The organism is Candidatus Eremiobacteraceae bacterium, assembly GCA_035314825.1.
GTDB lineage: Bacteria > Vulcanimicrobiota > Vulcanimicrobiia > Eremiobacterales > Eremiobacteraceae > JAFAHD01.
The window spans coordinates 1-25044 of sequence record DATFYX010000042.1 but is presented as its reverse complement, the minus strand read 5'-3'; the positions used below and the strand labels follow the sequence as shown (position 1 = coordinate 25044).

General features: G+C 65.0%; 25 protein-coding genes. 16 read left to right on the top strand and 9 right to left on the bottom strand.

Features of this window, described 5'->3' with window-relative positions; genetic code table 11:
* Window positions 1-301 precede the first annotated feature (301 nt).
* The 9 genes from VKF82_05565 to VKF82_05525 all read left to right on the top strand — a co-directional run bounded on the left by VKF82_05565 (window position 302) and on the right by VKF82_05525 (window position 9161).
* Window positions 302-625: a hypothetical protein gene (locus VKF82_05565; GenBank protein ID HME81525.1), complete on the top strand. Its 324-nt coding sequence runs from the start codon at window positions 302-304 to the stop codon at window positions 623-625.
* Between the two features lie 180 nt (window positions 626-805).
* Window positions 806-1318, top strand: coding sequence for a MarR family transcriptional regulator (locus VKF82_05560; GenBank protein ID HME81524.1), 513 nt, complete (start codon window positions 806-808; stop codon window positions 1316-1318).
* Between the two features lie 9 nt (window positions 1319-1327).
* Window positions 1328-2524, top strand: coding sequence for an HlyD family secretion protein (locus VKF82_05555; protein HME81523.1), 1197 nt, complete (start codon window positions 1328-1330; stop codon window positions 2522-2524).
* 6 nt (window positions 2525-2530) lie between these two features.
* The gene (locus tag VKF82_05550; GenBank protein HME81522.1) at window positions 2531-4099 is read left to right on the top strand and encodes a DHA2 family efflux MFS transporter permease subunit; all 1569 of its coding nucleotides are present in this window, start codon (window positions 2531-2533) and stop codon (window positions 4097-4099) included.
* 13 nt (window positions 4100-4112) lie between these two features.
* The gene (locus tag VKF82_05545; GenBank protein ID HME81521.1) at window positions 4113-4982 is read left to right on the top strand and encodes an MBL fold metallo-hydrolase; all 870 of its coding nucleotides are present in this window, start codon (window positions 4113-4115) and stop codon (window positions 4980-4982) included.
* A gap of 20 nt (window positions 4983-5002) precedes the next feature.
* On the top strand, window positions 5003-5254 hold the full coding sequence (locus VKF82_05540) for a UBP-type zinc finger domain-containing protein (protein ID HME81520.1): 252 nt from the start codon (window positions 5003-5005) through the stop codon (window positions 5252-5254).
* A gap of 70 nt (window positions 5255-5324) precedes the next feature.
* Window positions 5325-6221 (top strand): hypothetical protein, encoded by an 897-nt coding sequence (locus tag VKF82_05535; protein HME81519.1) that lies wholly within the window; start codon window positions 5325-5327, stop codon window positions 6219-6221.
* Between the two features lie 26 nt (window positions 6222-6247).
* A complete protein-coding gene (locus VKF82_05530) occupies window positions 6248-7987 on the top strand; it encodes an electron transfer flavoprotein-ubiquinone oxidoreductase (protein HME81518.1) in 1740 nt (579 codons plus the stop codon).
* 91 nt (window positions 7988-8078) lie between these two features.
* The gene (locus VKF82_05525; GenBank protein ID HME81517.1) at window positions 8079-9161 is read left to right on the top strand and encodes a dienelactone hydrolase family protein; all 1083 of its coding nucleotides are present in this window, start codon (window positions 8079-8081) and stop codon (window positions 9159-9161) included.
* Between the two features lie 43 nt (window positions 9162-9204).
* Here VKF82_05525 and VKF82_05520 read toward each other — a convergent pair whose 3' ends face one another.
* Both VKF82_05520 and VKF82_05515 read right to left on the bottom strand, forming a co-directional pair.
* Complete coding sequence (locus VKF82_05520; protein ID HME81516.1) at window positions 9205-10350, bottom strand: glycoside hydrolase family 125 protein; 1146 nt, start codon at window positions 10348-10350, stop codon at window positions 9205-9207.
* Window positions 10351-10385: 35 nt separating this feature from the next.
* A complete protein-coding gene (locus VKF82_05515) occupies window positions 10386-10835 on the bottom strand; it encodes a hypothetical protein (GenBank protein ID HME81515.1) in 450 nt (149 codons plus the stop codon).
* Window positions 10836-10978: 143 nt separating this feature from the next.
* Here VKF82_05515 and VKF82_05510 point away from each other — a divergent pair, with 143 nt between their 5' ends.
* On the top strand, window positions 10979-12628 hold the full coding sequence (locus VKF82_05510; protein ID HME81514.1) for an NAD-binding protein: 1650 nt from the start codon (window positions 10979-10981) through the stop codon (window positions 12626-12628).
* Between the two features lies 1 nt (window position 12629).
* On the opposite strand, the gene VKF82_05505 is transcribed toward VKF82_05510, so the two are convergent.
* Window positions 12630-13418: a phosphodiesterase gene (locus VKF82_05505; protein ID HME81513.1), complete on the bottom strand. Its 789-nt coding sequence runs from the start codon at window positions 13416-13418 to the stop codon at window positions 12630-12632.
* A gap of 211 nt (window positions 13419-13629) precedes the next feature.
* Here VKF82_05505 and VKF82_05500 point away from each other — a divergent pair, with 211 nt between their 5' ends.
* From VKF82_05500 to VKF82_05490, 3 genes are read left to right on the top strand one after another with little or no spacing between them, the layout of a single operon-like run.
* The gene (locus VKF82_05500) at window positions 13630-14028 is read left to right on the top strand and encodes a hypothetical protein (protein HME81512.1); all 399 of its coding nucleotides are present in this window, start codon (window positions 13630-13632) and stop codon (window positions 14026-14028) included.
* 55 nt (window positions 14029-14083) lie between these two features.
* Window positions 14084-15175, top strand: a complete 1092-nt coding sequence (gene hflX, locus VKF82_05495) for a GTPase HflX (GenBank protein ID HME81511.1) — start codon at window positions 14084-14086, stop codon at window positions 15173-15175.
* Entirely contained in the window at window positions 15172-15603 is a 432-nt protein-coding gene (locus tag VKF82_05490; protein ID HME81510.1) for a hypothetical protein, read from the top strand. Before hflX ends, VKF82_05490 begins: the two co-directional genes overlap by 4 nt.
* A 2-nt stretch (window positions 15604-15605) precedes the next feature.
* Here VKF82_05490 and VKF82_05485 read toward each other — a convergent pair whose 3' ends face one another.
* Together VKF82_05485 and VKF82_05480 are read right to left on the bottom strand one after the other, a co-directional pair.
* Window positions 15606-16115 (bottom strand): methylated-DNA--[protein]-cysteine S-methyltransferase, encoded by a 510-nt coding sequence (locus VKF82_05485; protein ID HME81509.1) that lies wholly within the window; start codon window positions 16113-16115, stop codon window positions 15606-15608.
* Window positions 16116-16123: 8 nt separating this feature from the next.
* Window positions 16124-17305, bottom strand: a complete 1182-nt coding sequence (locus VKF82_05480; GenBank protein HME81508.1) for a P1 family peptidase — start codon at window positions 17303-17305, stop codon at window positions 16124-16126.
* Window positions 17306-17397: 92 nt separating this feature from the next.
* Here VKF82_05480 and VKF82_05475 point away from each other — a divergent pair, with 92 nt between their 5' ends.
* Window positions 17398-18591, top strand: a complete 1194-nt coding sequence (locus VKF82_05475) for a SpoIID/LytB domain-containing protein (GenBank protein ID HME81507.1) — start codon at window positions 17398-17400, stop codon at window positions 18589-18591.
* On the opposite strand, the gene VKF82_05470 is transcribed toward VKF82_05475, so the two are convergent.
* The gene (locus VKF82_05470; protein ID HME81506.1) at window positions 18583-19539 is read right to left on the bottom strand and encodes a hypothetical protein; all 957 of its coding nucleotides are present in this window, start codon (window positions 19537-19539) and stop codon (window positions 18583-18585) included. The genes VKF82_05475 and VKF82_05470 overlap by 9 nt on opposite strands.
* A gap of 63 nt (window positions 19540-19602) precedes the next feature.
* On the opposite strand from VKF82_05470, the gene meaB reads away from it, so the two are divergent.
* Window positions 19603-20604, top strand: a complete 1002-nt coding sequence (gene meaB / locus VKF82_05465; GenBank protein HME81505.1) for a methylmalonyl Co-A mutase-associated GTPase MeaB — start codon at window positions 19603-19605, stop codon at window positions 20602-20604.
* On the opposite strand, the gene VKF82_05460 is transcribed toward meaB, so the two are convergent.
* From VKF82_05460 to VKF82_05450, 3 genes are read right to left on the bottom strand one after another with little or no spacing between them, the layout of a single operon-like run.
* Window positions 20601-21044, bottom strand: coding sequence for a PaaI family thioesterase (locus tag VKF82_05460; protein ID HME81504.1), 444 nt, complete (start codon window positions 21042-21044; stop codon window positions 20601-20603). The two genes, meaB and VKF82_05460, sit on opposite strands and share 4 nt — an antisense overlap.
* Window positions 21041-22414 (bottom strand): MBL fold metallo-hydrolase, encoded by a 1374-nt coding sequence (locus VKF82_05455; GenBank protein HME81503.1) that lies wholly within the window; start codon window positions 22412-22414, stop codon window positions 21041-21043. The genes VKF82_05460 and VKF82_05455 overlap by 4 nt, the downstream gene beginning before the upstream one ends.
* The gene (locus VKF82_05450; GenBank protein HME81502.1) at window positions 22375-23118 is read right to left on the bottom strand and encodes a hypothetical protein; all 744 of its coding nucleotides are present in this window, start codon (window positions 23116-23118) and stop codon (window positions 22375-22377) included. The genes VKF82_05455 and VKF82_05450 overlap by 40 nt, the downstream gene beginning before the upstream one ends.
* A gap of 93 nt (window positions 23119-23211) precedes the next feature.
* Here VKF82_05450 and typA point away from each other — a divergent pair, with 93 nt between their 5' ends.
* The gene (gene typA, locus VKF82_05445) at window positions 23212-25044 is read left to right on the top strand and encodes a translational GTPase TypA (protein ID HME81501.1); all 1833 of its coding nucleotides are present in this window, start codon (window positions 23212-23214) and stop codon (window positions 25042-25044) included.

The following is a 25044-nucleotide window of genomic DNA, read 5'->3' as shown; positions in this document are numbered from 1 at the left end:
TCAGTTAGATAGAATTAAGTATTCTTAACATTTCCACGTATTGGATTTCCACACATTGGATTCTGCGACGCTCGCGAACTCGAAGGACGGCTTTGAAAAAGGTACTTCACCTGATCACGATGCTTGCGGTGTCGTCGCGAGTATTGCGATTATTCGGGCGTCAGTTATGGATTTGTTACAACGGCGGCTTAGACTAGAGCCGATGGATCTCTATATGCTTTCGGGCGAGCTGTCCGAACGAGTTGTTGAGACGCTTGTCGGTTCCAAGTTCGACACTCTTTAAGAGTTGAAGACGATAACATTGTTTCGGCCCGTCGGGGAGGTCGAACTCGAGTTGGTTCGCCAAGCAGCATTCCGCATTTTCCCACCTCGGCTTCCCGGCCAGCCTATTTTCTATCCCGTTCTAAGCGAGGAGTATGCATCGCAGATCGCGCGAGATTGGAACGCTAAAGACGGTAAGAAAGGCCACGTGCTACGTTTTGAGGTCGAAGCCGACTATATTTCGAAATATCAGGTCCATCAAGTTGGGAGCCGGATTCATCAGGAGTATTGGATCCCCGCCGCGGAACTGGACGAGTTTAACCGCCACATCGTCGGCCTCATCGAGCTTATCGCGACGTACTAAGGCCTTGCAGGTGTTCCCAAGAATGCCGCATCCTGAGGGGGTCTAAGTACTACCCCAGGTGCGCATCCGGTTGACAGGGGCGGCCCTCTCCAATATAATAAGGCCATTAACCATTAGGAGCTAAACAAAGGCCGAATGAAAGACGAAACTGCCACTGTTCCAAACGTCCCGGAGAGCGACATGGCTCTCTTGCGGAAGGGCCTCAAAGGTTACTGCAGCTCCACCCATGGCGACTTCGACACCGTCAACCTGATCGTCACGCTGCGCCGCACGGTCAGCGAATTGACCAACATGCTCGAAGCGGTGACCGGCGACGTCCGAGTCACGCCCGGGCGCATCAACATCCTCATGACCCTCGACTCCCAGCCGGAAAAGCGTCTGCCGCTTTCCGAGCTTGGTGAATACCTTGTGGTCACCCGCGCGAACATCACCGGATTGGTCGACGGCCTGGTCAAAGACGGCCTCGTGCGCCGGATCGATCACCCAGACGACCGCCGCATGGTGCTCGCCGAGCTGACCGAGAAGGGTAAGAAGTTCATAACCTGGTTCGCGCCGCGCCATCAAGAGCTCGTCAAGCGCATCGGCAGCTGCCTCTCCGCAGATCAAAAGTCGAAAATCGTCGCCTGGCTCGACGCGATGCGAACCCACCTTCGCGACCTGCCCATCGAGCGACTCGACCCATTCCCCGACTAGGACACATACATGGCTGACAAACCCGAAAACCATAGCAGGCGGCGCATTGTCATTCCAATCGTCGTCGGGCTAGCAGTTCTGATCCTCGCCATCGGAATTCCCTATCTTATATATGCGTCGCGCCACGTCTCGACCGACGACGCCCAGATCGACGGCAACATCACGACCATCGCGCCCAAGGTCAAAGGGCAGGTCACGAACATCACCGTCGACGACAACTCGACCGTGCACAAGGGCGACGTGCTCGTCACCCTTGACGATCGAGACCTGAAGGCGGCGGCCGAGCAGGCCCAAGCGGCATACGACCAGGCCCTCGCATCGCACAACGCGGCGGTCATCGGCGTGCCGCAGCAGGCAGCGGTGACGTCGGCGCAGATCGCGCAGGCGGACGCCGGCATCGGACAAGGGCAAAGCGGCGTGACCAACGCCCAGGCCGCGCTCTTATCCGCGCAGGCACAGCTCAAAGCCGCTGAGGCCAATCTGACCAAGGCGAGCAAAGACGAGGCGCGCTCCCGGCAGTTAGTCGCCCAAGGGGCGATCTCTCAGTCAGAAGCCGATGCCACATCGGCGCAATACCAATCCGCGCTTGCGGCGCGCGACTCTGCCAATCAGGGCGTGCTCGAGGCCCGAGCGGGATTGGAACGCGCGCAGGCCCAGCTCGCCGGAAACGCTGCCGCACTCATGCAGGCGCAGACCGGCACGGATACCACGAAGATAAAGGAAGCGCAGGCCAACACCAGCGCCGCGGAAGTGGGCGCCGCCAAGGCCGTCCTCGACGCCGCCAAGCTCCAGCTCTCATACGCCACCATCCGCGCGCCGGTCGATGGCGTCGTGAGCAAGCGGTCGGTCAATGTCGGCGACTTCGTCAACCCGGGCCAAGCGCTCATGGCAATCGTCGATCCGAAGAACATCTGGGTCACCGCCAACCTCAAAGAGACGCAGATGAACAACCTGCGCGTGGGCCAGCCGGCGACCATCAAAGTCGACGCCTACCCGCACGAGAAGTTCCGCGGTACTGTCGAGAGCCTCTCGCCGGCGACCGGCTCGACGTTCGCGCTGATCCCGCCCGACAACGCGACCGGCAACTTCACCAAGGTCGTGCAACGCGTGCCGGTGCGGATCAAGATCGACCAATCGTCGGATCCCAACCACCTGCTGCGTCAGGGGCTATCCGCCGAAGTCACCGTCGACACGAGCAACCACTAGCGCGCCATGCAGTCGCGCCTGATCGGCAATAAGTGGCTGATCTCCATCCCCGTCATGCTGGCGGCGCTGACGGCCGTGCTCGACGCCAGCATCGTCAACGTCGCCCTCCCGAACATGCAATCGTCGTTCGGCGCGGGCGTGGACGAGATCGACTGGGTCATCACCGGCTATCTCATCAGCAACGTCATCATCATCCCGACCACGGGTTGGCAGTCCAGCATTTTCGGGCTGCGCCGTTATTTCGTGTTCAGTCAGGTCGTGTTCGTGGTGGCTTCACTGCTGTGCGGACTGTCGTGGAGCCTCAACTCGCTCATCTTCTTCCGCATCTTGCAGGGCATCGGCGGCGGCGCCATCTTGCCGGTGTCGCTCACGATCTTGCTCGAAGCGTTCCCGCCTCAGGAATTCGCGATGGCCTCGGCGCTCTACGGCATCGGCGCCACGCTCGGCCCGGCCATCGGCCCGACGCTCGGCGGCTGGCTCACCGACACCCTGTCATGGCCATGGATCTTCTTCGTCAACGTGCCGCTGGTGTCGCTCTCGATCTTCTTCACCTTCATGTTCATCCACGAGAATCGCGAGGTGACGGCGAAGCGCGCCGGCGCTCCGATCGACCTATGGGGCCTGATTTTCGTGGCGGTCTGGCTCGGCACGCTGCAAGTCGTGCTCCAAGAGGGTCAAAAGGACGACTGGTTCCAATCGCCCTTCATCTTCTGGATGACCTTCGTCTCGGTGCTCTCCTTCGTCGCGTTCATCTTCGTCGAGCTCACCGAGCCCCATCCGCTCATCAACATCCGCATCTTCAAGAACCGCAACTTCACGCTGGGCTCGGTCGCCGGCGCGATGCTCGGCGCCGCGCTGTTCGGCATGCTGTTCTTGGTGCCGCTGTTCACCGGCGATCTGCTCCATTATACGGCGTTGCAGATCGGGCTGCTGCTGCTGCCCGCGGCGATGGTGAGCCTGGTGATGTTCCCGATCGTCGGGCGCGCGTCGTCGTTCGTGGACGCGCGCATCCTCATCGGCTTGGGGCTGGCGATCTTCGCCTGCGCGCTGTACCTGCAAAGCCGCGTCGATCTCTCCGTCAGCTACGGCGAGCTGATGTGGATCCAGATCCTCCGTGGCGCGTCGTTGCCACTGATGTTCACCTCGATCGGCGCCATCTCGCTCACCACGCTCAAACCGAACGAGCGCGCCGACGGTTCATCGCTCTTCAACCTCACGCGCACGCTGGGCGGCTCATTCGGTATCGCCATCTTGGCGACGTTCTTGGTCAACCGCGAGCGTTATCATTTCGAGCGCTTCGGTGAAGCGATCACGCAGTATTCCCATGTCACACAAGCTCAGTTGGCGCAAATCGCCGGGGGTTTTGTCGCGCGCGGCGGCTCCGATGCGGTCACCGCGTCGCAACAGGCGCTGGCAGCGCTTTCGGGCCGACTGTACGCGCAGGCGTTCACGGCAGGCTTCCAGGACGCGTCGCTCATGCTCGGGCTCGCGCTCATCGCCACAATGATCATCATCCCGTTTTTCAAGCCGACCCCGCGCGGTGGCGGCGCGCCAGCTCCCGCTGCGGCCGAGTGAATCCGGCCCGCGAATGGATTCGGCAGGCCCGCAGCGTAAGGGCGGCGGCATGATCGTCAGACTTGACCTTGAGGACACTTTCGGGGACATCGTGCGCAAGACGGCGCGCGCCAAAGGCATCCCGCTCGGACAGCTCGCAGTCAGCGCCGGCGTCGATCCGTCACACGTCGAGCGATTCACCAAAGATGCGGCCACGCCGACCGAGGCGGAGGCGCGCTCGCTCGCGACCGCCTTGGGGCTTGATCCGGGCAAACTCGCCGACATCGCGTTCGGGCGCTGGCGTCCGGCCGAGAATCCGTTGCCCTCGCACATCGGGCATCAGGTCAACAAGCCGCATCCCAGCAACGGCTATTTCGTCATCCTCGAACAGCAACGGCTGGCGGCGTTCGTCGACCCCGGCGGCAGCGTCCCCAATATCGTGCAGACGCTCAAACGCTCGCCGGTCAAGCTCGATTATATCCTCGTCACGCACAAGCACGCGGATCACATCGACGGTGTGCCGGACCTGCGGGCCGCGTTTCCAAGCGCCCGCATCGCGGTGCATAAGCTCGATGCGCCCGCGCTGGGCGACCTGGCGCGCGGCGCGCTCAACGTCGGCGACGGCGACTCGCTGCCGTTCGGCGACGGCGCGATCCGCGTCGTCCATACGCCCGGCCATACGGATGGATCGATCTGCTTCATCTATCAGGGTTCGGCGTTCACCGGCGATACGCTGTTCGCAGGCTCGGTCGGCGGCATCTTCGGCGATATGACCGGCTACGACGATCTGCTGCGCACCACCAAGCTCAAGATCTTCTCGCTGCCCGACGACACGGTCGTGCTGCCCGGTCACGGCCCGCCGTCGACGATCGGGCAAGAGCGCGAACACAATCCGTTCTTTTGATAGGATAGCGTATGGCAGAGGTGTGCACTCATATCGACCAGATCAAGGATGTGAAACCGCGCACGCCTGAAGGCTGCGAGGAATGTTTGAAGACGGGCAGCGATTGGGTCCACCTGCGCTTATGCCTCGAGTGCGGCCACGTCGGCTGCTGCGACAGCTCGCCGAACAAGCACGCGACCAAGCATTTCCATGCGACGAAGCATCCGATCGTGCAGTCGTTCCAGCCCGGCGAAGACTGGCGCTGGTGCTACATCGACGAAGTGGTGTTCTAATCGACGCTTAACTGCGGCGCGGGCGCGTCCCGCAGGCGATGGGGAGGGGCTCGACGAAGACGCCGCGCCTATGTCCAAGAGTGCGTTCTACGTCGCGGCGGCGCTGTGCGCGGCCGCGGCCCTTTTCACGGCCTGCAGCCAGAACGCGGGCTTCGGCCCGCCGCCGGTCCCCGGACCGCCTGCCCCCGGACCGCAGTCGTCGGGTGCGCTCAACGGCTCTCCCGGTCCGCTGGGTAGCGGCGCGCTCGCGTATTCTTCGGCCTCTCCGGGCGCCTCGGACGCGCTCACCGTTGTAAGCGCCACCGGGCGCTACGCGTATGACGGGTCCGAAACCGATCCGGTCAAAGCGCCGCGCTTCCTCGAGCTCGCCTTCGCGCTCAAGAATCCATCCGCCAAAGCGATCACACTCTCGAAGCTTTCCGTCGCGAGCGACGCCGGCGTCGCGATCGGCGATGACAAGCTGGCGATCACGATCGCGCCGGGCGCCACCACCGACGTGACGCTGGTCGCGTTCAAGACCAAGAAAGATGCCGGCTACGTCAAAGCCGTGACGATGACGTTCGAGGACGATAAAGGCGACAAGCTCACCTCGGGCAGCGCCGACCTGCCGCCCACCGATCTGCCGTTCGTGCCGCTCGACATCAAGGATCCCAAAGGCGGCGCGACCGTCGACGGCGTCGAGGTCTCTGCGGTGCAGGTCGCCAGCGGCGGAGTGCACTACGAAGTGACGTTCGCGTTGACCAACGCGGCAGATACGAAGGTCGATATCGACGGATTCACGATCGGTCCGCCCAAGATGCCGACGACCAAGGCGGCGATCCTGCTCACCATCCCGCCGCGCACGACGACGGGTTTCATCAGCATCGTCATGCCGTTCAAGGGCAAGACATTGCCCGACGGCGATTACGCGGTCAACGCGGTCAACGGCAGCGCGACGGTCGCCAAGTCGACCGGCGCAATGCTCTAACTAGCGCTCGCGGCGGCGGAGAACCCATGGCGCAAGAACGAGATCTGCTCGAGCTTGATGCGGTATTCGTCGGTGCAGGGCCGGCCAGTCTTGCCGGCGCCATCAGGCTCGCGCAACTCTACGCCGAGCACAACGCCGCGGTCAAGGCGGGCTCCAAGCCCGGCCCCGAGCTGTCGACCGACAACATCCTTGTCATCGACAAAGCGCGCGCGATCGGCGACCATGGCATTTCCGGCGCGGTGATGGATCCGCGCGGCATGCGAGAGCTGTTCGGCGATTTTCTCGCCGCCGGATGTCCGGTCGAATCGCCGGTCACCTCCGACGCGCTGTGGTTCATGACCAAAGGCGGCCACATCAAAGCCCCTATCCAGCCGCCGATGATGAACAATAGCGGCAAGTACGTCGCCAGCCTCAACAAACTCGTCAAGTGGCTGGCGGAGCAGGCCGAAAAGCTCGGCGTCCAAGTCTTCCCCGAATTTCCGGGCCAGGAGATCCTGCTCGACGGTGAACGCGTCATCGGCGTGCGCGTCGGCGACAAAGGTTTGGACAAGAATCGCCAGCCCAAACGCAACTACGAACCGGGTCCTGATCTCATCGCGAAGGTGACCGTGCTGGGCGAAGGCCCGCGCGGCACGCTTGCCAAGCAGCTTGGCCGCAAATTGCCACAACTGACGGACGGCAAACATCCACAAGTCTATTCAATAGGCATCAAGGAGCTGTGGCAGATGCCCAAGGGCTCGACGCCCGCGGGCCAAGTGATCCACACGCTGGGCGAGCCGCTCGACAACGACACGTTCGGCGGCGGCTTCATCTACTCTATGGCGGACGACATCTGGGATGTCGGATTTGTGGTCGGGCTCGACTATGAGAACCCGTTGCTCGAGCCGCACGCCGAGTTCCAGAAATTCAAGCAGCACCCAAGCGTTGCCAAGCTGCTATCCGATGGCCAGATGTTCCGCTACGGCGCCAAGGCGATCCCCGAAGGCGGCTGGTTTGCGATGCCGCGGCCGTACGCCGACGGCGTACTGCTGATCGGCGACACCGCCGGCATGCTCAACCCGCTCAAACTCAAAGGCATCCACCTCGCGATGAAGTCGGGCATGCTCGCCGCAGAGACGATCTACGAGGCGATCGTCAAGGGCGATTCGTCAGCGGCGGGGCTGGCGCCATATCAGCAGCGCATCGAGTCGTCGTGGATCCGCTCGGATCTCTATCCGGCGCGCAATTTCCATCAAGGGTTTGATGCGGGCCGGCTCGCCGGTCTGTTCAACGTTTCGCTCGGCATGATCACCGGCGGGCGCGGTTTCGGCATCCACGATCGGTTGCCGGGCAAAGCCGGCTACGAGCGCATGGAGAAGCTGGTCGATTATTTCGGGCGCAACGTGCCCGGCTTCGAACGCCCCGTCTACGACAATAAGCTGACGTTCAACAAACTGGATGACGTCTTCCGCAGCGGCACCTCGCACGACGAGGACTCGCCCTGCCACCTGCTGGTCGCGGACACCGATGTCTGCGCGACGCGCTGCGCCGCGGAGTACGGCAACCCGTGCCAGTACTTCTGTCCGGCTGCGGTCTATGAGATGATCCCGGCCGCGACCGGCGCACCGCCGATCGCCAAAGACGGCTTCGCCGACTCCGGCAAGCGACTCCAGATCAACTTCGCGAACTGCGTCCACTGCAAGACGTGCGACATCATGGATCCGTACCAGATCATCGATTGGGTGCCGCCCGAAGGCGGCGGCGGCCCGGTCTACACCGGCCTGTAGCGCTCCTATATGGAGCGGTCGAATTTATTCGACCGTGCCAAAGACGTGCCAACCGCGCGGTCGAATGCCGCACGCCGGAGTATCTAGCGCTATGACCCGACCCCGACCACGCGCCTGGCGCGCCACGACCTCAGCGCTCGCGCTGGCCGTGTGCGTATTGGCCGGCTTTTCCAGTCGTGGGGACGCGGCGGCATCCTCGCCGCAAGACGAGCTGCGCGGCGCGCTGACTCAACTTTCCGCCAATTACGGCGCCGTCACGCGCAAGATGGGCCCGGACCAGGCCGCGAACCTCGAAGAGCGACTCGACACGGATCTCGGCTGGATGCCTGATGCGACGCCACCGCCAGGCTATTCGAACGAGCAGTGGAGCACGCGGGTCGCGATGCAGGCGCATCTCGACGCCAGCATCGTGGCGCAAGTAGTGGGCGTTTCGGCGCCGATCGCGGGAGTGCAGGGCCTAGCCGAACGGCTTATCGTCTCGCGCAAGGACGGCATGCTGGCGCCGTTCACGCTGTACGTGCCCCCGCATCTCGCCACCGAGCCGACGCTCGTCGTGCTGCTGCACGGCAATCCTCAGTACGATTCCGAGATCCTCGCAAGCCGCTTCTTCCGCCAGTTCGCCGATGACAGCGGCGTGATCGTGGCCGCGCCATACGGCCGCGGCATATACGATTTCGCCTCGCCTGCCGACGACGAGGTCTACCAGGTCACTGACGAGGTGGCGGCAGCATACCACGTCGCGCCCAAGCGCGTGTACTTGGTCGGCTACTCGATGGGCGGCTTTTCCGTCTTCAAGATCGGCCGGCAGTACCCGGCCCGCTGGAACGCCGTGATGGCGATCGCCGGCGCGGCCTTAGGCAGCGAGATCGAATTGGTCCGCGCCGCATTCCAGCACACGCGGGTCTACGTCATCACGGGCACGGCCGACGAGAGCATCCCCACGACCTATCCGCAGAACACCGCGATCTACTTGAATAGCGTCGGCGTGCCCACCGGGCTGTACGTGGTGCCTGCCGGCACGCACGCGATCGTCACGCTCGCCCCGACGATATCCGCGGCATGGCACGACATGTTGAGCGGGAAGATCCGCGCAAGCGCATGGCCGTCGGGCTTTGCCGGGACGCCCTCGAACCTGCCGGCCTCGATCAACCTGCCGACCGGCTACCGTTCGTGACGGTCGAATAAATTCGACCGCTCCATCCCGTCGGGTGAGTGCTCTATTTCTTGAAAGTCTGTTCGAAAAGCGCGTTGACCCAACCGAAGCTCTCGCGCGTGTACTTGCGTGGATCGTTCACGTCGAACGACTCGTGCAGCGCGCCGTCGCCGGCGCTCGAGGCGGCAAGCGCTGCGACCACCAGTCGACGTTCCGTATTGTCCGTGGCCGTCCGGTACTCGACCACCAAACTGAGCGGCCAGACGTAATTGCCGGGCGTGTGCGAACTGCCGATGCCCGACGCGAATCTGCCGCGGTAGTAATACGGGTCTGCGCTGCTCAAGATGAAGCGTCGCGTAGTCGCGTAGACGCCAGGATCCACTCGATAGCCGAACAGCGGCACCGAAAGCAGACTCGGGGTGTTCGCGTCGTCCATGAACTTCGCGTGGCCGCGGCCATCGATCTCATAGGCGTAGATGCGCCCCACCATCGTGTTGAAGACGGCCTTGTGGGCGAGCGCATCGTCGATCCGGTCTGCGATCCCGTCCGCCCTGCGCGCTTCTTGCGGGTCGGCGTAGAAGTCGCGCATGAGCCGCGCGATGGTGCGCAGCGTGACCGACGCCAGCATGTTCTCCGGAATGTTGTAGTTATACGACTGCGCCTCATCGCTTGGCCGATATGCGCTCCAGACGAGGCCGATAGTCGGGTCGATCGGGTGCTCGTTGTGATGGTAGGACGACATCGTCGCGTGGTGTTGCTCGACCTCGAGGGTGTGCAACACCGCGCGCATCTCCAGCAGCAACGGATGATCGTAGATACCGCGATCGCTTGCCGCGCGCCCGTAATCGTCCGCCAAGAGCACCGGGTAGCACAGCGAATCGATCTCGAACTTGCGCTCGATCGGCAGATAGCCGCGCGAGAACGCGTTGGCATACGGGTCGATGACGATGAGCCGTTCCTGACGCGCGATGACGCCGCGCGCCAGGCGCCGGTCGTGCAGGATGGAGCGCGTCTGGATGCTCGAGTCGCGCAGCCACATCGCGTCGATGTCGCCGGTGCTGACATATGTCGTCTTGTCCGGCGCGGCAAAGAAAAGGGCCGCGTTCATGGCCGCGGCGCGATTGTAAATCGACACGAGCGTATCCGGCAAGGCCGGCGTGATGGAGAGCAGGACGGTGAGCAAGCCCCCGAGGGCGGTGAGCAACGCCATCTATATCGAACGTTTGTTCTAGTAGGCCGGAATTCCTACGGCCCGAGCCAGCGCACGATCGCGACTTGCTCGTCGTCGACGATCACGCTGACCACACCCGATGCGAAGCGGATCTTCGTCGGGCCATCAGCGGCAAGACGGACGTACAGCGTGGCGCGGTCGATACGCTCGCCTTGGCGCGAGGTTTCGCGCACGACCAGCGTGCGTTCGTTCTCGACGCCGAGATAATCGTAGACGATGCTTTCGATGAACGGCTGGACCGAGCGCGTCGTGGTGCCGTCGAAGCCGTCGTGGCTGGCGCCGCGCTCTTGCTGGATCTTGATGTCGATATGGACCTCTGCGAAGAGCCGATCGCCGATCGTCGCACGGTGCGCGCCGCTCTTGGGAAATGCGAGCGTCGGCTCCCACTTAGTGGTACCTCTGCTGAATTGCGACGACGGCTCTTGCGGACCGATTTCCGTGGTCCAGCGCCTTGATCTCGGCACTTAAACACCCCCGGCCATGCCAATGCTCACGGGTTCGTAGGGTCCCTATTGCCATATCGGCAGTTCGGGCTGGCAAATCCAGAATCTGGAGGAACGGGACGCCTCGCGCAGACGCCGAAACCTAAGCCCGCGGAGGTCCGCCCTTGAGCGAAACCTTGAGTGAAGCCGCGCAGATCGCCCCGACCGAGCACGCCGGTTCGGGCTTAACCCCGCAAGAGGCGGGCGGCACGGTGGACGTCATCGTCGTGCTCGGTCATGACGAGCTCGGCATCGAAGTATGCCGAGGCCTTGCGCGCGCCGGCAGACGCGTCAGCGCGGTATGGCCCGGCCGCGAGCACGACGTCGAGATCAGCGATCCTTTGATCTCCAACGTCTTCGGCGATGCGCGCCGCCCGGCGGTGCTCTCGCAGGCCGGCGTGCGCGTCGCGGGCACCATTCTCGCCATCACTTCGGACGACCAGCTCAACCTGCGCGTCGTGCTCGCCGCGCGCGATCTCAATCCGCGCATCCGCATCGTGCTGCGCCAATTCAACCGCTGGCTCGGCCGCAAGATCGTCAATAACCTGGACAACAGCGAAGCGGTCAGCCCGGAGACGTTTTCAGCGGCCACCTTTGCCGCGTCGTGCCTCAACCCGAGCGTCTATCAGGCGATCGAGTTCCCGCGCTACTCCGAACACCTGCTCACCTTCTGCCGCGCCGACAGCGCCAAGCTGGACTGCGCCGGCCGCTCGGTCGGCGCGGTGCAAGCTGCTCGGCATTGGCAGGTGCTGGCGATCGACCAGCGCGCCTTCCCGCCGGACGAGGAGACGATACCAGAAGGTGCGACCGTGACGTTCGCGAGTTTGCTTGAGCACGCGCCCAGGTCTGCGGCCGAGGCCTCGACGCAACGCTCGCTGGTCGTGCGCCCGCGCGAGACCTTCTGGCAGCGGCTGATACGGCGACGCTATGACCCGGTGTTGGTCTCGATGTACGCGGCCCTCGCAGGGCTGCTGGTGTTCGCCACGATCTTCTTCCACACCAAGCTCGGATTGCGGATGTTCGATGCGTTCTACTTCGTCATCACAACAGCGACGACCACCGGTTTCGGCGACATCTCCCTGCTGCACAGCGACGACATGGCAAAAGCGGTCGGTATGCTGGTCATGGCCGGCGGCATCGCCATCACCGGCACGCTGCTTGCGTATCTGACCGCCACCATCACCCGCCGCTCGCTCGAGTTTGCGCGGGGCCGCCACCCGGTCACCGGCCGCGGGCACATCGTGGTGTGCGGCTTCGGCAACGTCGGCGCACGCGTGACCCAGTATCTGCTGCACGCGGGCTATCGCGTCGCGGTCATCGACCGCAATCCGAATGAGGCGCTGGCGGATGACGTGCGCGCGCTCGGCGCGCATGTGATGACCGCCGATGCGACGAGCGAGGGCGCACAGGAGATGACTCGCGTCGCGCATGCGGCGGCGCTGTTGGCGGTGACGGATAGCGACAGTGCGAATCTCGAAGTGGCCTTGACCGCGCTCGCCTACGCGCCTGACCTGCCGATCGTCATGCGCATCGCTGACCCGACCATGGCCAAATCAGTCGAGCGGCATTTCCGCATCCGCGCCTCGTACTCGGCCGCAGCGCTGGCAGCGCCGCTGGTGACCGGTCTCGCGTTGGGGCCCGGGGCGCGCGGCACGATCGAGATCGCGGGCAAGCTATGCACGCTCACGCAGCGTCCGCGCGGCGCCCACGTCGAGGCGGATGAGATCATCATCGCCGACGACGGCGACTGGGAACTGGCGCTGCAAAGGCCCTAGCCTATACGAGCGGGGGCAACGGCTGGCCGAAGCGCAACACCGCGGTCGAGAACCCGTCTGGCTCCAGGTGAACGATCCGCGCTCCGGATGGCACCGAGTCTGAGTCGAAGGTCTGGGCCTTGGGCTTGAACTGGAAGAAAGTCGAGGGAGCGCTCATGTACCTCGCGTCGCCGCGCTGCTCGCTCGATTCCTGATGGACGTGTCCGTAGAGCACGGCACGCACCTGCGGCGCGGCATCGAGCACCGGCAACAGCTCGTCGGCATCGGCGATCGTCATCGTATCGAGCCATGCGGAGCCGACCGGCACGGGATTGTGGTGCACGACCACCATCGTGGGCATGGATGGTTGTTGGGTCAGCGCGTCGCGCAGCCACTCGATCTGCTCGCTGCCGAGCGCTCCCCAGTCCTGGCCGGGTACCGAGCTGTCCAGCAGCAGAAAACGCCAGCCTTGCGATTCGAAATCCTGTACCAGCTTGTCGCCCGAGGCGATGCTGCGGCCCGCCAGAAGACGAGCCATGCGGCCTGCGTCGTCGTGATTGCCGGGCAAATAATAGACGGGAGCGCCCAGACGCTGCAACTTGCCGGCCAGGCGCAGGTACGACGCCTCGGTCCCATCGGCCGAGCAGTCGCCGGTCACTAGGATGAAGCTGGGCGTGCCGTCGAGCTTGGAGAGCGACTCGATCGCTGCGTCAAGCGCCTGGTCGGGCGCGACGTCCCATAGCTTGGTCGCCGCGTCTTCGAAGAGATGCGTATCCGAGACTTGGATGAAGTACGGCGACGGCACGGTCATGCTTTCGAGCCTGACTTCTAGAGAACTCGGCCCCCGGGCGGTTTGCGCCGTGGGACGCGCGCAGTCCTCCCCGAACGCAGCCATCAAATGCGTCGGCTACAGGGACCGCTTTGCCGCTGCGCCGAAACCCGCGAGAACGGACCAACCCCGCACTAGCGCCGCGTCCGACTCGCTCCGGTCGACGAAGCAGCGACCGATACAGGAGGCGTTCGTGAGTAAACCGATCGAGCCCGAACACGTTCTGCTCGAATTCTATACCACGTGCTCGTTCTACCCCGACACCGAGCCGGCAGCGCAGCCAACACCCCTCTTCGTACTGGGGTTCCGGGAAGGCAGCGAGCCGGTTTTTGTTTGGCTCGTCGACAAAGATCGTTTCGACGGTTCCAAGCTCACCAAAGATCCCTACTGGCAGCACGCGCTCGGCAACCTCGAGGCCTACATGCTCAAGAAGCTCTCCAAGTGCGTCACTGAGGAGAACAGCGTGCACGGGGGCATCGAACTGCTCGTCTCGACATATCAGAATCAGCTGCGTTTCACGCCGCTGACACCGGTCGCAGATCATCCGTTTGGACTGCGCAAGGGTGCGCCGCCCTTGACCGCGGTCTCCTAGCACAAGACCCCCGCGGGCGGCTTTCGAGCCGCTCGCGTCGTATATCGAGGGGCTGATGCTTCATTCAACCCAAGCCGGCCCCGAGCGCGTCATCATCGCCGGCGTCGACACGGGCGACGATCACGCGCTGTTCGACGTCGAGCTTGACGAGCTGGTCGCGCTTGCTCGCGCCGCAGGGACGCACGTGGTCGCGCGCGTCATCCAGCGCCGCCCGAAGGTCGATCCGTCCACATTGGTCGGAGCCGGAAAAGCCGACGAGCTCGCGGCCCTCGTGCGTGAGAAAAATGCCGACGGCATCGTGCTGCTCAACGCCCTGCGCCCGCGCCAGCGCACGGCCTTGGAGAAGATCGTGGGCGCCGATGCGTTTGTCATCGACCGCAACGTCGTCATCCTCGACATCTTCGCGCGCCACGCGCGCACCGCGGAAGGCAAACTGCAGGTCGAGCTTGCGCAGCTGCGCCACCGCGCCGCCAATCTGATCGGCGCCCGTGATGCGCTCTCCCGTCTTGGCGGCGGCATCGGCACGCGCGGACCCGGCGAGACCAAGCTCGAGGTCGACCGCCGGCGCATCCGCCTGCGCATCTCGCATCTCGAGGGCCAGCTCGGAGACGTGCGCAAGCGCCGGCGCGAGCAGCGCCGCACGCGCGAGGGCACGCCGGTCATCGCGCTGGTGGGCTACACGAACGCCGGCAAATCGTCGTTGCTCAACACGCTGACGGGGGCTGACGCGTTCGTCGCCGATCAGCCTTTCGCGACGCTCGATCCCACGCTGCGCAAAGTGCGTCTCGATGGCTCTGAGGCGATCCTCGCCGACACGGTCGGGTTCATCACCGACCTGCCCAAAGAGCTTGTGGCCGCCTTTGCGGCGACGCTCGAAGAAGTCACGGACGCGACGCTGCTGGTGCACGTCATCGACGTGAGCAACCCGTTCTGGCGCCGCCAGCGCGAGGCGGTCGAAGCGCTGCTGGTGCAGTTGGGTGCCGGCGGCAAACCTGTAGTCATCGCGTGGAACAAGAGCGATCTCGTGCCGGTCGCACCGCCGGGCGACGGCGTCGCCGTCTCAGCAAAGACAGGCGCCGGCTTGACCGAGCTGCGAGCAGCGATGCAGCAGGCGCTGCACGGTACGCAAGAGGAGATCATCGCATGAGCGCGTCCATTGCTTCAACCCCTTCGGGCTCGTACGCGGCACTTCGAATGTTTCTCGCCGTCCTGGCGGTGTGGGTCGCGCTCGCCGGCCTGCTCCTCATCTTCGCCACTAACTGGCTTGCCGGAGCGTATGCCATCCCAACCGGACCGGGCGCAGAGTCGGTGGGCTTCTTGATCAAAGCCATTGGGACGGTCGTCTTAGGGTTGAGCTACATGACGTGGTGCGCCTCTCGCGATCCCGTGCGCTATGTGGGGATCATCGACGCGCTCATCGTCACGTTGGTGTTGGTCGTGGCGCTGGAGACCTACGAAATCATCGTAGGAAATGCGGATCGGATGTTCCCGCACCATCTGATCCTATGGAGCGCGATAGCCCGAGCGGCCCTCGCCATCGTGCTCTTCGTGATGCGGCCTCGCGCGGCAGGCTGACCTTAGGACTTCGGGGCCCTTTGCTCGCGCTCGAGCAGCCACTGCTTCCGCTTTGCGAATGCGGTGCTGGCCTTTTTGCCCGCGCTATCCTTATATACGACCCGATGCCACGGCACGAGAAACCACAGCGGATTGCGCGAGATGGCACTCGCGGCGGCTCGCACGGCGCGCGGCCGGCGTGCCTCGCGAGCTAGCCACGAATACGGTCGCGTCTCCCCCCACGGGATCGTGCGCGCAGCGAGGAGCACGTCGCGTTCGTAGTCGCGCGCCCAGCTCAAGTCGATCGGCACGTCGTCGCCGCCGGGGCGTTTGGCCGACTTCACCAGCGCGGCTCGGATGCGTGCGGGCACCGGCGCTTCGACGAGCTGCATCTTGAGACGTTTCGCCATCAAGCGCTTCGCGGTGGGCGTGGCGTCGTCCACGAACGCGACGCCGGCGCTGGTCCATGCCGCGCGCAGCCGCTTGCCCTCGACTTCCGTCACGCCGGTCGAACAGACCGGCCGCCATGCCACGTCTGCGCCTAGCGCCCGTAACGGCGCATGATCTCCAGCACGCGATCGTGCGGCAGCGCATACACCGTGTTGCCGTCGCGGCCGGTCATCGTCTGCGCGGAGAGGAGCGCGTTAACGATCGCTTCGTCGGTCGCTTCGATCGTCGCGATGAACAGCGGGTTGATATTGCCCCGATCGAACGCGGTCGGCGTGTAGGTCAGCGCCTTCTCGCCATACGGCACGACGTCGGCGGTGGAGAATGCGAGGATGAGATCGCCGCTGCCTTCGCGAGAGTCGCCGCCGGTGCGCGCATAGCCGAGCGCGGCGCGCTTGCAGATCTCGAGCAGTTGATCGTGCAGCAGCGGCGCGTCAGTTGCGACGATCATGATGATCGACCCCTCGGTCGGATGCGGCTCGACCGGCTGGAGGTCTTTGATCTCAGCGCCGACGGGGACGCCGTCGATGGCGAAATCCTGACGCCGCCCATAGGTGTTGATGTTGACCAGCACGCCGACGGTGTAGCCGCCGTCGGCAACCGATACGACGCGCGACGCCGTACCGATCCCCCCTTTGAACGCGAGCGCGACCGCGCCGGTGCCCGCTCCGACGCCGCCTTGGGCGACCGGTCCGGACGTGGCTTCATCCAGCGCACGCATGACGTCGGCCGGCGTGTTGTGCCGTCCGGCCTGGTCGTTGAGAAACGCGTCGTTGACCTCGGCAACGACCGGCAGGGGCACGTCCTCGGTGTTGCCGATGCCCGGGTACTGCTTGATCATCCACGAGATGACGCCGTCGTCGACTCGGCCCACCGAGAGCGTGTCGGTCAGCACGATGGGCACCTCGAGCCAGCCCGACTCATTGATCCACAGGCTCCCGGTCATCTCGCCGTTGCCGTTGAGCGGCCACGCGGCGGCGTACATGCGCTTGTGCCATATGTCGGTGCGCGGAATGATCGCGGTGACGCCCGTGCGGATCGGGCCGATGCCGGGCGCAAGCCTGCCCTGGCCCTCGATATGCGTGACCTGGCCGACGCGCACGCCTGCGACGTCGGTAATGGCATCATTCGCGCCGGGCGGGAGCGTGCCGATGTGGATGCCCATGCCGGGCGCTTTGGTGTATGGGCCGCTTGCCTGGAACGCAGGCGCGGCCGGCGACGCCGGCATTGCGGTGACTGCGGCGAGCACGAGCGGTACGAGCATGTGTATGATCATGCGCCGCCTTTTCGGTAGGCGGCTGCGGCCGGCCTCGCACGGTCGCGCATCCGCGAGGAACCCGTCGGCGCGAAGCGCAAGGTGAGCGCACCGTGCACCGATCGACGCGGCGTCATTTCATCGCAGGCGGCGTCGCTATGGCAGCTCTTGGGGCCGGACGCGCGCTCGCGGCCACCCATACGCCTGCGCCGCTGCCGCAAGTGATCCGCGTGCGCCTTTACTCCGGCCAAACGATTGCGCGCGTGCAGATCAGCGGCACTGCGCCGCTCGAACTTTCGATCGGCACCGCCACGCGCGAGATGACGGCGTTGACGTTCGATGGCGTGGCCGGCACGCTCACCGGCGATCTGACGAATCTCACGCTCGGCGACGCACCGGTCGTCGTCCGTTCTGCGGCTCCAGTGCTGGTGAGCGCGACAGCCGGCACCGCGCTGCCGTCGCGCCATTACGGCGGGGCGATCACGCTCCAGCGCGTTCGATCGTCTGCGCTCGTGGTGAACGCGATCGACGTCGAATCCTATGTCGCGTCAACCCTGGCGTCTGAGATCAGCCCGAGCTGGGCGGTCGAGTCGATCAAGGCGCAGGCGATCGTCTCGCGCACGTACGGGCTGCGCGCGGCGGTGCATAGCGCCGCCAAAGCGTACGACGTCACGGACGATACGTCGAACCAGGTCTACGAAGGATCCGACACTATCGCGCCGGCGTTCACCAGCGCCGCCGCGGCGACCGCCGGCATGATGATCACCGCGGGGGGAGCGCCGGCGGACGTCTTCTACAGCGCGGTGTGCGGCGGCCATACGGCAGGGTCGAACGAGCTCACCGGACATCCAGGCCCTGCATATCTGTACGGCATCGCCGACACCGACGACCGCGGGCGCCCGTATTGCACGCCCGCGCCGTACTTCGCGTGGGAGAACGCGGTGTCGCCGCAAGCGCTCGGCCAGGTGTTCGGCGATCTTTCGGACATCATCGTGACCGATCGCTGGACGGACGGACGCGCGAAGACGGTGCGCATCGTGCGCCCGGCCACCTCGGCGGACGACGTGGACGGGCATCAGTTCTACACTCAAGTCGGCAGCGTGCTCGGCTATAAAGTGCTGCCCAGCGCGATGTTCGATGTCCGGGAATCGACCGAGGGCTACGTCTTCACCGGACACGGATTGGGGCACGGCGTCGGCATGTGCCAATGGGGCGCGCGCGGACGCGCGAATGCGGGCATGCTCGCCGCCCCGATCGTCGCTGCGTATTTCCCGGGCACGGTGCTGGTCAACCCCAGCCTACATTGAGGCGCGGCCGCTCGCGTCCGCCCACCACTCCCGCTTCGGCGACCAGCGGCCGAACCAATACACCAGCGACTGCCACTTGCCGAACTCCGCGAAGCGCCGACGGATCTGCTTCTCCGTCGGGCGCCTGCCCCTGAAGAGAGCGCGCTTGGCGTAGGCGAACGTCGCGCTGTCCACCGAGATGTGGTCGTAATGGCCGAGCAGGTTCATGAGAAAGTGCGCCGACGACTTGCCGACGCCTTTGAGCGCTAGGAGCTTCTTGAACAGCACGATCGAATCGTCTGTTTGCGACTGCGCCTCGATCGCGTCGAAATCGATCGCGCCGGATTTCTGCGCGCGGGCCAGCTCGATGATGTACGGCGCGCGATAGCCGGCCCGCACGACGTCGCGCAGGTGCTTCTCGCCCGCGCGTGCGATGCGTCCTGGGGAGGGCCACGCTTTGAGTGTCGGATCGCCGGGGAACGGTTCGCCGAGATCCGCGACGCGGTTGATCATGACGACTGCTTGGCTCCACAGCACGTTGGTCCCGAGCACTGTCTTGATCACGTCCTCCCAAAGGGTGGAGGCGCGCATGACGCGTCCGGCGCCGTGCTCGAGCACGTGCGAGAGGTCGGCGCGCTCGCGCGCAAGCGCGTAGAACCCGCGCAGATCCTCGTCGAGATGCAGCATGACGGTGGCGCGGCGCGCCATCTCCTGTGCGACGCCCGGGTCGCCCGCGCGTTCTCCGATCACATCGACCACGGCATCGCGATAGCCGCGACGCGTCGAAGGTTCATCCCGCATCTCGAGCAGCACGACGCTGCCATCCATCAATTGCTCGACGCGCTGCAGTACGCCGCGCGTGCTGTCGAGGCGAAACGGCATGGTCTGATACCAGCCATGAGAGATAGCCGTCGCAAACACCGAAAACGGCTTGCGCACGGGTATCCTGACCTGCTCGGAGCTTTTCATTGGTGCGCTGCGTTCGGCGCCCGGCGCAGGCGCCCCTCAGTGTCGCCGTGAACTCAAAGCCGCATGCAGTCCCCGGCTCACCAGCGCGATACGGCGGACGAGCGCGGCCGCGAACTCGCCAAACGCGTGCTCGCGTCCGATTGGCGGGCGTTGGCGCGCGCCATCACGCTGATCGAGAACGACGATCCGGCCGCCGCGTCGCTGGTCTCGGCGCTGTATCCGCGAACCGGGCGCGCGCACATCATCGGAGTCACCGGCCCGCCCGGCGCCGGCAAGAGCACGCTCGTCGACGATCTCACGGCGGTGATCCGCAAGGGCGGCCAGAGCGTGGGCATCGTCGCGGTCGATCCGTCGAGCCCGTTCACCGGCGGCGCGGTGCTCGGCGACCGCGTGCGCATGCAGCGCCACGCCGGCGACAGCGGCGTCTTCATCCGCAGCATGGCGTCGCGCAAGAACGCGGGCGGATTGGCGCCGGCGACCCGGGAGGTCGTGCGCGCGCTCGATGCCGCCGGCCGCGACGTCGTCATCGTCGAGACCGTCGGCGTCGGCCAGATCGAGCTCGAGATCGTCAAGGTCGCCGACACGATCATCGTCGTGACGGTCCCGGGCCTGGGCGACGGCGTGCAGACCATCAAAGCCGGCCTGCTCGAGATCGCGGACATCTTCGTCGTCAACATGGCGGATCGCGCGGGCGCGCACCAGACGGTGGCGGATCTCAAGTCTATGCTGACATTGGGCGGCTCTGAAGAGCGGCGCCGGCGCTGGAAGCCGCCAGTGCTGGAGACGATCGCCACGACCGGCCAAGGCGTCGAGGAGCTATGGCAGGCGTGCCAGCAACACCGGCTCGTGCTCGAGGCCGACCAGCGCATGGGCCGCTCGCGCGATCACCTGCGCGATGAGGTGGTCGAGGCCGTGAAGCGCCACGTCGGCGAATTCGTCAGCGCCCAGCTGTCGAGTGACGGCGCGATGGAGCCCGTGTTGGCGGCCGTGCTCGCGCGCGAGCTCGATCCGCGCGCCGCGGCGCGCAAGATCGTGGACCAGCACCTGCACCGTTCGAGCGGCTAGTCGATATCCACGCGCATCAGCGTCTGCTGCAGCAGCGCGCACACCGTGGTCTTGCCGCCGCGGATCGCCTCGACGTCCACCCTGCACACGCTGATCGTCTTGCCCGTTCGGATGACCTGGCCGTAGGCGACGAGCTCTTCGCCGATCGCCGGCGCGAGCAGGTTGATCGTGAACTCGACGGTCAGCACCTCTGAGGCCGAATCGAATAGCGTCAACGCCGCATAGCCGCCCGCCGAGTCGGCGATCGTGCTGGTGACGCCCGCGTGGAAAAAGCCGTGCTGCTGGGAGAGCTCCGGCCGGTACGCGACGCCGATCGAGCACACGCCCGGCTTCAGATGTAGTATGCGTGCGCCTAACAGCGTCATCGCGCCCTGGCGCGCGAAGCTCTCGACCACGCGCTGCTCCCAATGCTCGTCGACCGGCGTGAAGCGCTCGCTCATATGGTGACGACCTCGCCCACCTTCGCCACCTGCGTCGGAAAACCGTACTTCGCCGCCACTGCCGTGGCGAGCGACGCAGCCGCCGCCGGGTCGGCATGCACCAGGTAGACTTGCGGCTTGTCGGTGAACCCGCCGAACCAGCGCAGCAATTCGTTCTTGTCCGCGTGCGCCGAAAAGCCGTCGATATGCGCGATGGTCGCATGCACCGGGATAGGAACGCCCATGATCTTGATCGTCTTGGCGCCGTTCAACAGGACGTTGCCCGGTGTACCCGGCGATTCGAAACCGACGAAGCACACGGTGTCGTTGGGGCGCGGCAAGCGATTGCGCAGGTGGTGCTGCACTCGGCCGCCGTTGGCCATGCCGCTGGACGAGATGATTACCGCCTTCGAGACTAGGTCGTTTAAGCGTTTCGAATCGTCCACCGTTTGCACCATGGTGACGCGCTGCGCTCCCATGCAGTCCGCTTGCGCGCCGAACTGCTGCTGCAGGTTTATGCGCATCGCTTCCGGATGACGCGCCATGATCTCGCTCGCCTGGTTGCCCATCGGGCTGTCGACATAGACGTCGACCTGCGGAATCGCTCCGGCGCGCTGCAGCCCGCCGATCGCATACAGGATCTCTTGCGTGCGTCCGATGGCGAATGCCGGGATCACGAGCACGCCGTTGCGTTTGTACGCGGCGTTGATGACGGCGCCGAGATCCACTTGCGGATCGTTGGTGGGATGCAAGCGGTCGCCGTACGTCGACTCGCACAGCACGACCGTGCTCTCGGCGACCGGGGTGGGATCGTTGAGCAGCGGCCGGCCGTAACGCCCGAGATCGCCTGAGAACGTCAGCTCGCCTTCCTTGAACCATAGCTGGATGATCGCCGAACCGAGGATGTGGCCCGCGTCGACCAGCTGGAAGCGGCAACCGGCGATGTCGCTTCGATCCTCATCATACGCGACTGGCTTGAAAAGCTTTGTCACGGCCGTGACGTCGTCGTCGGTGTACAGCGGCGTCGTGTGCAGGCCACGTTCAGGATGGCGTTTTGCGCGCTGCGCCTCATCTTCTTGCAGACCGGCCGAGTCGCGCAGCACCAGCGTCGCCACGTCGATGGTGGCGGGGGTTGTGTAGACAGGACCGGTGAAGCCTTGCTGCGTCAGCGCCGGCAGATATCCGCAATGATCGAGATGCGCGTGCGAGAGCAGCACGGCGTCGAGCGTCTTGGGGTCGACCGGTGGGGGCGTCCAATTGCGTTGCGTCAACTCCGGCAAGCCCTGGAACATGCCGCAATCCAGCAGCACGCGCGCGCCGGAATCGGTTTCGACGAGGTGTTTGCTGCCGGTTACGACGCCCGCGGCGCCGATGAAGCTGATGCGGGCCATTGCCCATCCTCCGTTGGCGCCGACTCGACGAATGTCGAGGGATGACGATAGTGCGACGTCCGGTATTCTTCGATGCAGCGCTGCACGAGTCGTCGGGGATCATGGTCGTAGATGATGCAGGCACCCGTCCGCTTGCCCAGTTGTGGGACCAGCTCGGGCAATGCGTCTGCGATGCCGCCCGAGCCCTGCAGCACGCCGATGAGCTTGCCTTCGTCGAACGCGATGCAGAACTCGCCCAGCGTGCCCGAGCGGCCGCCGACGATGATGATGATATCCGATGAGTGGATGTTGTGGACTTCGCGCCCCATCAGGCCGCTGCCCGTATAGATGATGGCATCGTACGCGTCCACGGGCGAGTCGTAGCGCTTGACGTGCTCGCTGCGCGAGAGCGCGGGCGAGATGCCGATGGATAATCCGCCGGCCGCCTGCGCGCCGCGCGCCGCATCGTAGGGCAGGCCCGGGCACGCGCCGGTGATCAAGCTGCAGCCGGATTCCGCGATCGCGCGCCCCAGCTCAAACGCCTTCGCGCGGATCTCGGGCAGCAAGACGCCGCCTGACGCGCCCATGACGCCGAAGGAGCGCACCGTCGGATCATTGTCGGGATCGTACGACGGGTCGACGTCCATCGCGATGTCGGGCGGGTGCGGATGCGACCGCTCTTGCCGCACGGGGTCATCGCCGCTTGAGAACTGCGGGTCCGTCATGGTCGGCGCGCTGTTCGGTCTAAAGCCGCAACCGGCCTGCGCACGCAGGCGCGGCGACCAGGCTTCCCGAGCGGCTCAGCCGTATAAAGAGATGTGCACACTCGTCCGGATGTTCGTAATATCGCGATCGTCGCCCACGTCGACCACGGCAAGACGACGCTGGTCGACGCCATGCTGCGCCAAGCCGGCGTGTTCCGCGACCCGTCGCAGGCGGGCGATCTGGTCATGGATTCCAATCCGATCGAACGCGAGCGCGGCATCACCATCTTGGCCAAGAACACCGGCATCGTGTGGGGCGACGTCAAGGTCAACATCGTCGACACGCCTGGCCATGCGGATTTCGGCGGCGAGGTCGAGCGCGTCTTGCAGATGGTCAACGGCGTGCTGCTGCTGGTCGACGCGGCCGAAGGCCCGCTGCCGCAGACCCGCTTCGTGCTGCGCAAGGCGCTCGAACAAGATCTGCCGGTCGTCACCGTCATCAACAAGATCGACCGCAAGGACGCGCGGCCGGTCGAGGTGCTCGACGAAGTGCTCGCGCTCTTCATCGACGTCGGCTGCGCCGATCACCAGCTCGATTTCCCCGTGATCTACACCAACGCGCGCGCCGGTACCGCTACCAGAGAGCTCGCAAATCCCGGCAGCGATCTGCGTCCGCTCATGGACGCTATCATCAAGCATATCCCAGAGCCGCCGGGCGATGACGAGGGCCCGTTCCAAATGCTCGTGTCGAACATCGACCACAACGAGTACGTCGGGCGCATCGGTATCGGGCGCATTTTCCGCGGCGTCGTGCGGCCGGGCGACCCGATCGTGCGCATCCGCGGCGCCGAACGCACCACGCATCGCGTCACCAAGATCTTCGAGTTCTTCGGCTTGCAGCGCCGCGAGCTCGCGCTGGCGCGCGCGGGCGACATCATCGCGCTCTCGGGCGTGGAAGAGGTCAACATCGCCGAGACGCTGGCGGACGCCAATGAACCTGAAGCGGTCGATGCGGTGCTGGTGGATGAGCCGACGGTCTCGGTGGATTTCGTCGTCAATACCTCGCCCTTCGCCGGGCGCGAGGGCAAGTATCTGACCAGCCGCCACCTCAAAGAGCGCCTCGAGCGCGAGCTGGAGAGCAATGTGGCGCTGCGTGTTGAGCCGACCGATTCGCCCGACACGTTCCACGTGTCCGGACGCGGCGAGCTGCATCTCTCGGTGTTGATCGAGACGATGCGGCGCGAAGGCTACGAATTGGGCGTCTCCAAGCCGCAGGTCATCGTCGTGGAGCGCGACGGCCAGCGCATGGAGCCGATCGAGTACGTAGTCGTCGACGTCGCCGAGGAGTACGCTGGCTCGGTGATCGAGTCGCTCGGGCGGCGGCGCGCGAAGATGCTCAACATGGTGGGCTACGGCTCGCAGCAGCGCCTCGAATACACGATGCCGACGCGCGCGCTCTTCGGGCTGCGCAACGAGCTCTTGACGCTCACTCGCGGCACGGCCGTCATCAACCATACCTATTACGATCACCAGCCGCTGGCCGGCGAGATCCCCGGCCGCAACACCGGAGTGCTCATAAGCGCGGAGACCGGCATCGCCACCGCATATGCCCTCGACAATCTACAAGCGCGCGGCGCGTTCTTCATCGCGCCGCAGACAGAGGTCTACGAAGGCATGATCGTCGGACGCGGCAAGACCGACGACGATATCACGGTCAACGTCTGCAAGGCCAAGAAGCTGACGAACATGCGCGCGTCCGGGTCGGACGACGCGCCCAACCTGCCGCCGCCCGAGCCGATGTCGCTCGAACGCGCCCTTGAGTTCATCGAGGATGATGAACTGGTCGAGGTGACGCCCAAGTCGATCCGCTTGCGCAAGCGCGTGCTGACCGAGGACGGACGCCGGAAATCGAAGATGGCCGCGCGTCAACGCGCAGCCGCCGTCTAA

Bases quoted from the DNA above. Each gene is read 5' to 3' on its own strand.
- VKF82_05560 (HME81524.1), top strand. From the start codon at position 806: ATGGCTCTCTTGCGGAAGGGCCTCAAAGGTTACTGCAGCTCCACCCAT.
- VKF82_05555 (HME81523.1), top strand. From the start codon at position 1,328: ATGGCTGACAAACCCGAAAACCATAGCAGGCGGCGCATTGTCATTCCA.
- VKF82_05550 (HME81522.1), top strand. From the start codon at position 2,531: ATGCAGTCGCGCCTGATCGGCAATAAGTGGCTGATCTCCATCCCCGTC.
- VKF82_05545 (HME81521.1), top strand. From the start codon at position 4,113: ATGGATTCGGCAGGCCCGCAGCGTAAGGGCGGCGGCATGATCGTCAGA.
- VKF82_05535 (HME81519.1), top strand. From the start codon at position 5,325: ATGTCCAAGAGTGCGTTCTACGTCGCGGCGGCGCTGTGCGCGGCCGCG.
- VKF82_05530 (HME81518.1), top strand. From the start codon at position 6,248: ATGGCGCAAGAACGAGATCTGCTCGAGCTTGATGCGGTATTCGTCGGT.
- VKF82_05525 (HME81517.1), top strand. From the start codon at position 8,079: ATGACCCGACCCCGACCACGCGCCTGGCGCGCCACGACCTCAGCGCTC.
- VKF82_05520 (HME81516.1), bottom strand. From the start codon at position 10,350: ATGGCGTTGCTCACCGCCCTCGGGGGCTTGCTCACCGTCCTGCTCTCC.
- VKF82_05505 (HME81513.1), bottom strand. From the start codon at position 13,418: ATGACCGTGCCGTCGCCGTACTTCATCCAAGTCTCGGATACGCATCTC.
- hflX (HME81511.1), top strand. From the start codon at position 14,084: ATGCTTCATTCAACCCAAGCCGGCCCCGAGCGCGTCATCATCGCCGGC.
- VKF82_05490 (HME81510.1), top strand. From the start codon at position 15,172: ATGAGCGCGTCCATTGCTTCAACCCCTTCGGGCTCGTACGCGGCACTT.
- VKF82_05480 (HME81508.1), bottom strand. From the start codon at position 17,305: ATGATCATACACATGCTCGTACCGCTCGTGCTCGCCGCAGTCACCGCA.
- VKF82_05470 (HME81506.1), bottom strand. From the start codon at position 19,539: ATGAAAAGCTCCGAGCAGGTCAGGATACCCGTGCGCAAGCCGTTTTCG.
- meaB (HME81505.1), top strand. From the start codon at position 19,603: ATGCAGTCCCCGGCTCACCAGCGCGATACGGCGGACGAGCGCGGCCGC.
- VKF82_05460 (HME81504.1), bottom strand. From the start codon at position 21,044: ATGAGCGAGCGCTTCACGCCGGTCGACGAGCATTGGGAGCAGCGCGTG.
- VKF82_05455 (HME81503.1), bottom strand. From the start codon at position 22,414: ATGGCCCGCATCAGCTTCATCGGCGCCGCGGGCGTCGTAACCGGCAGC.
- VKF82_05450 (HME81502.1), bottom strand. From the start codon at position 23,118: ATGACGGACCCGCAGTTCTCAAGCGGCGATGACCCCGTGCGGCAAGAG.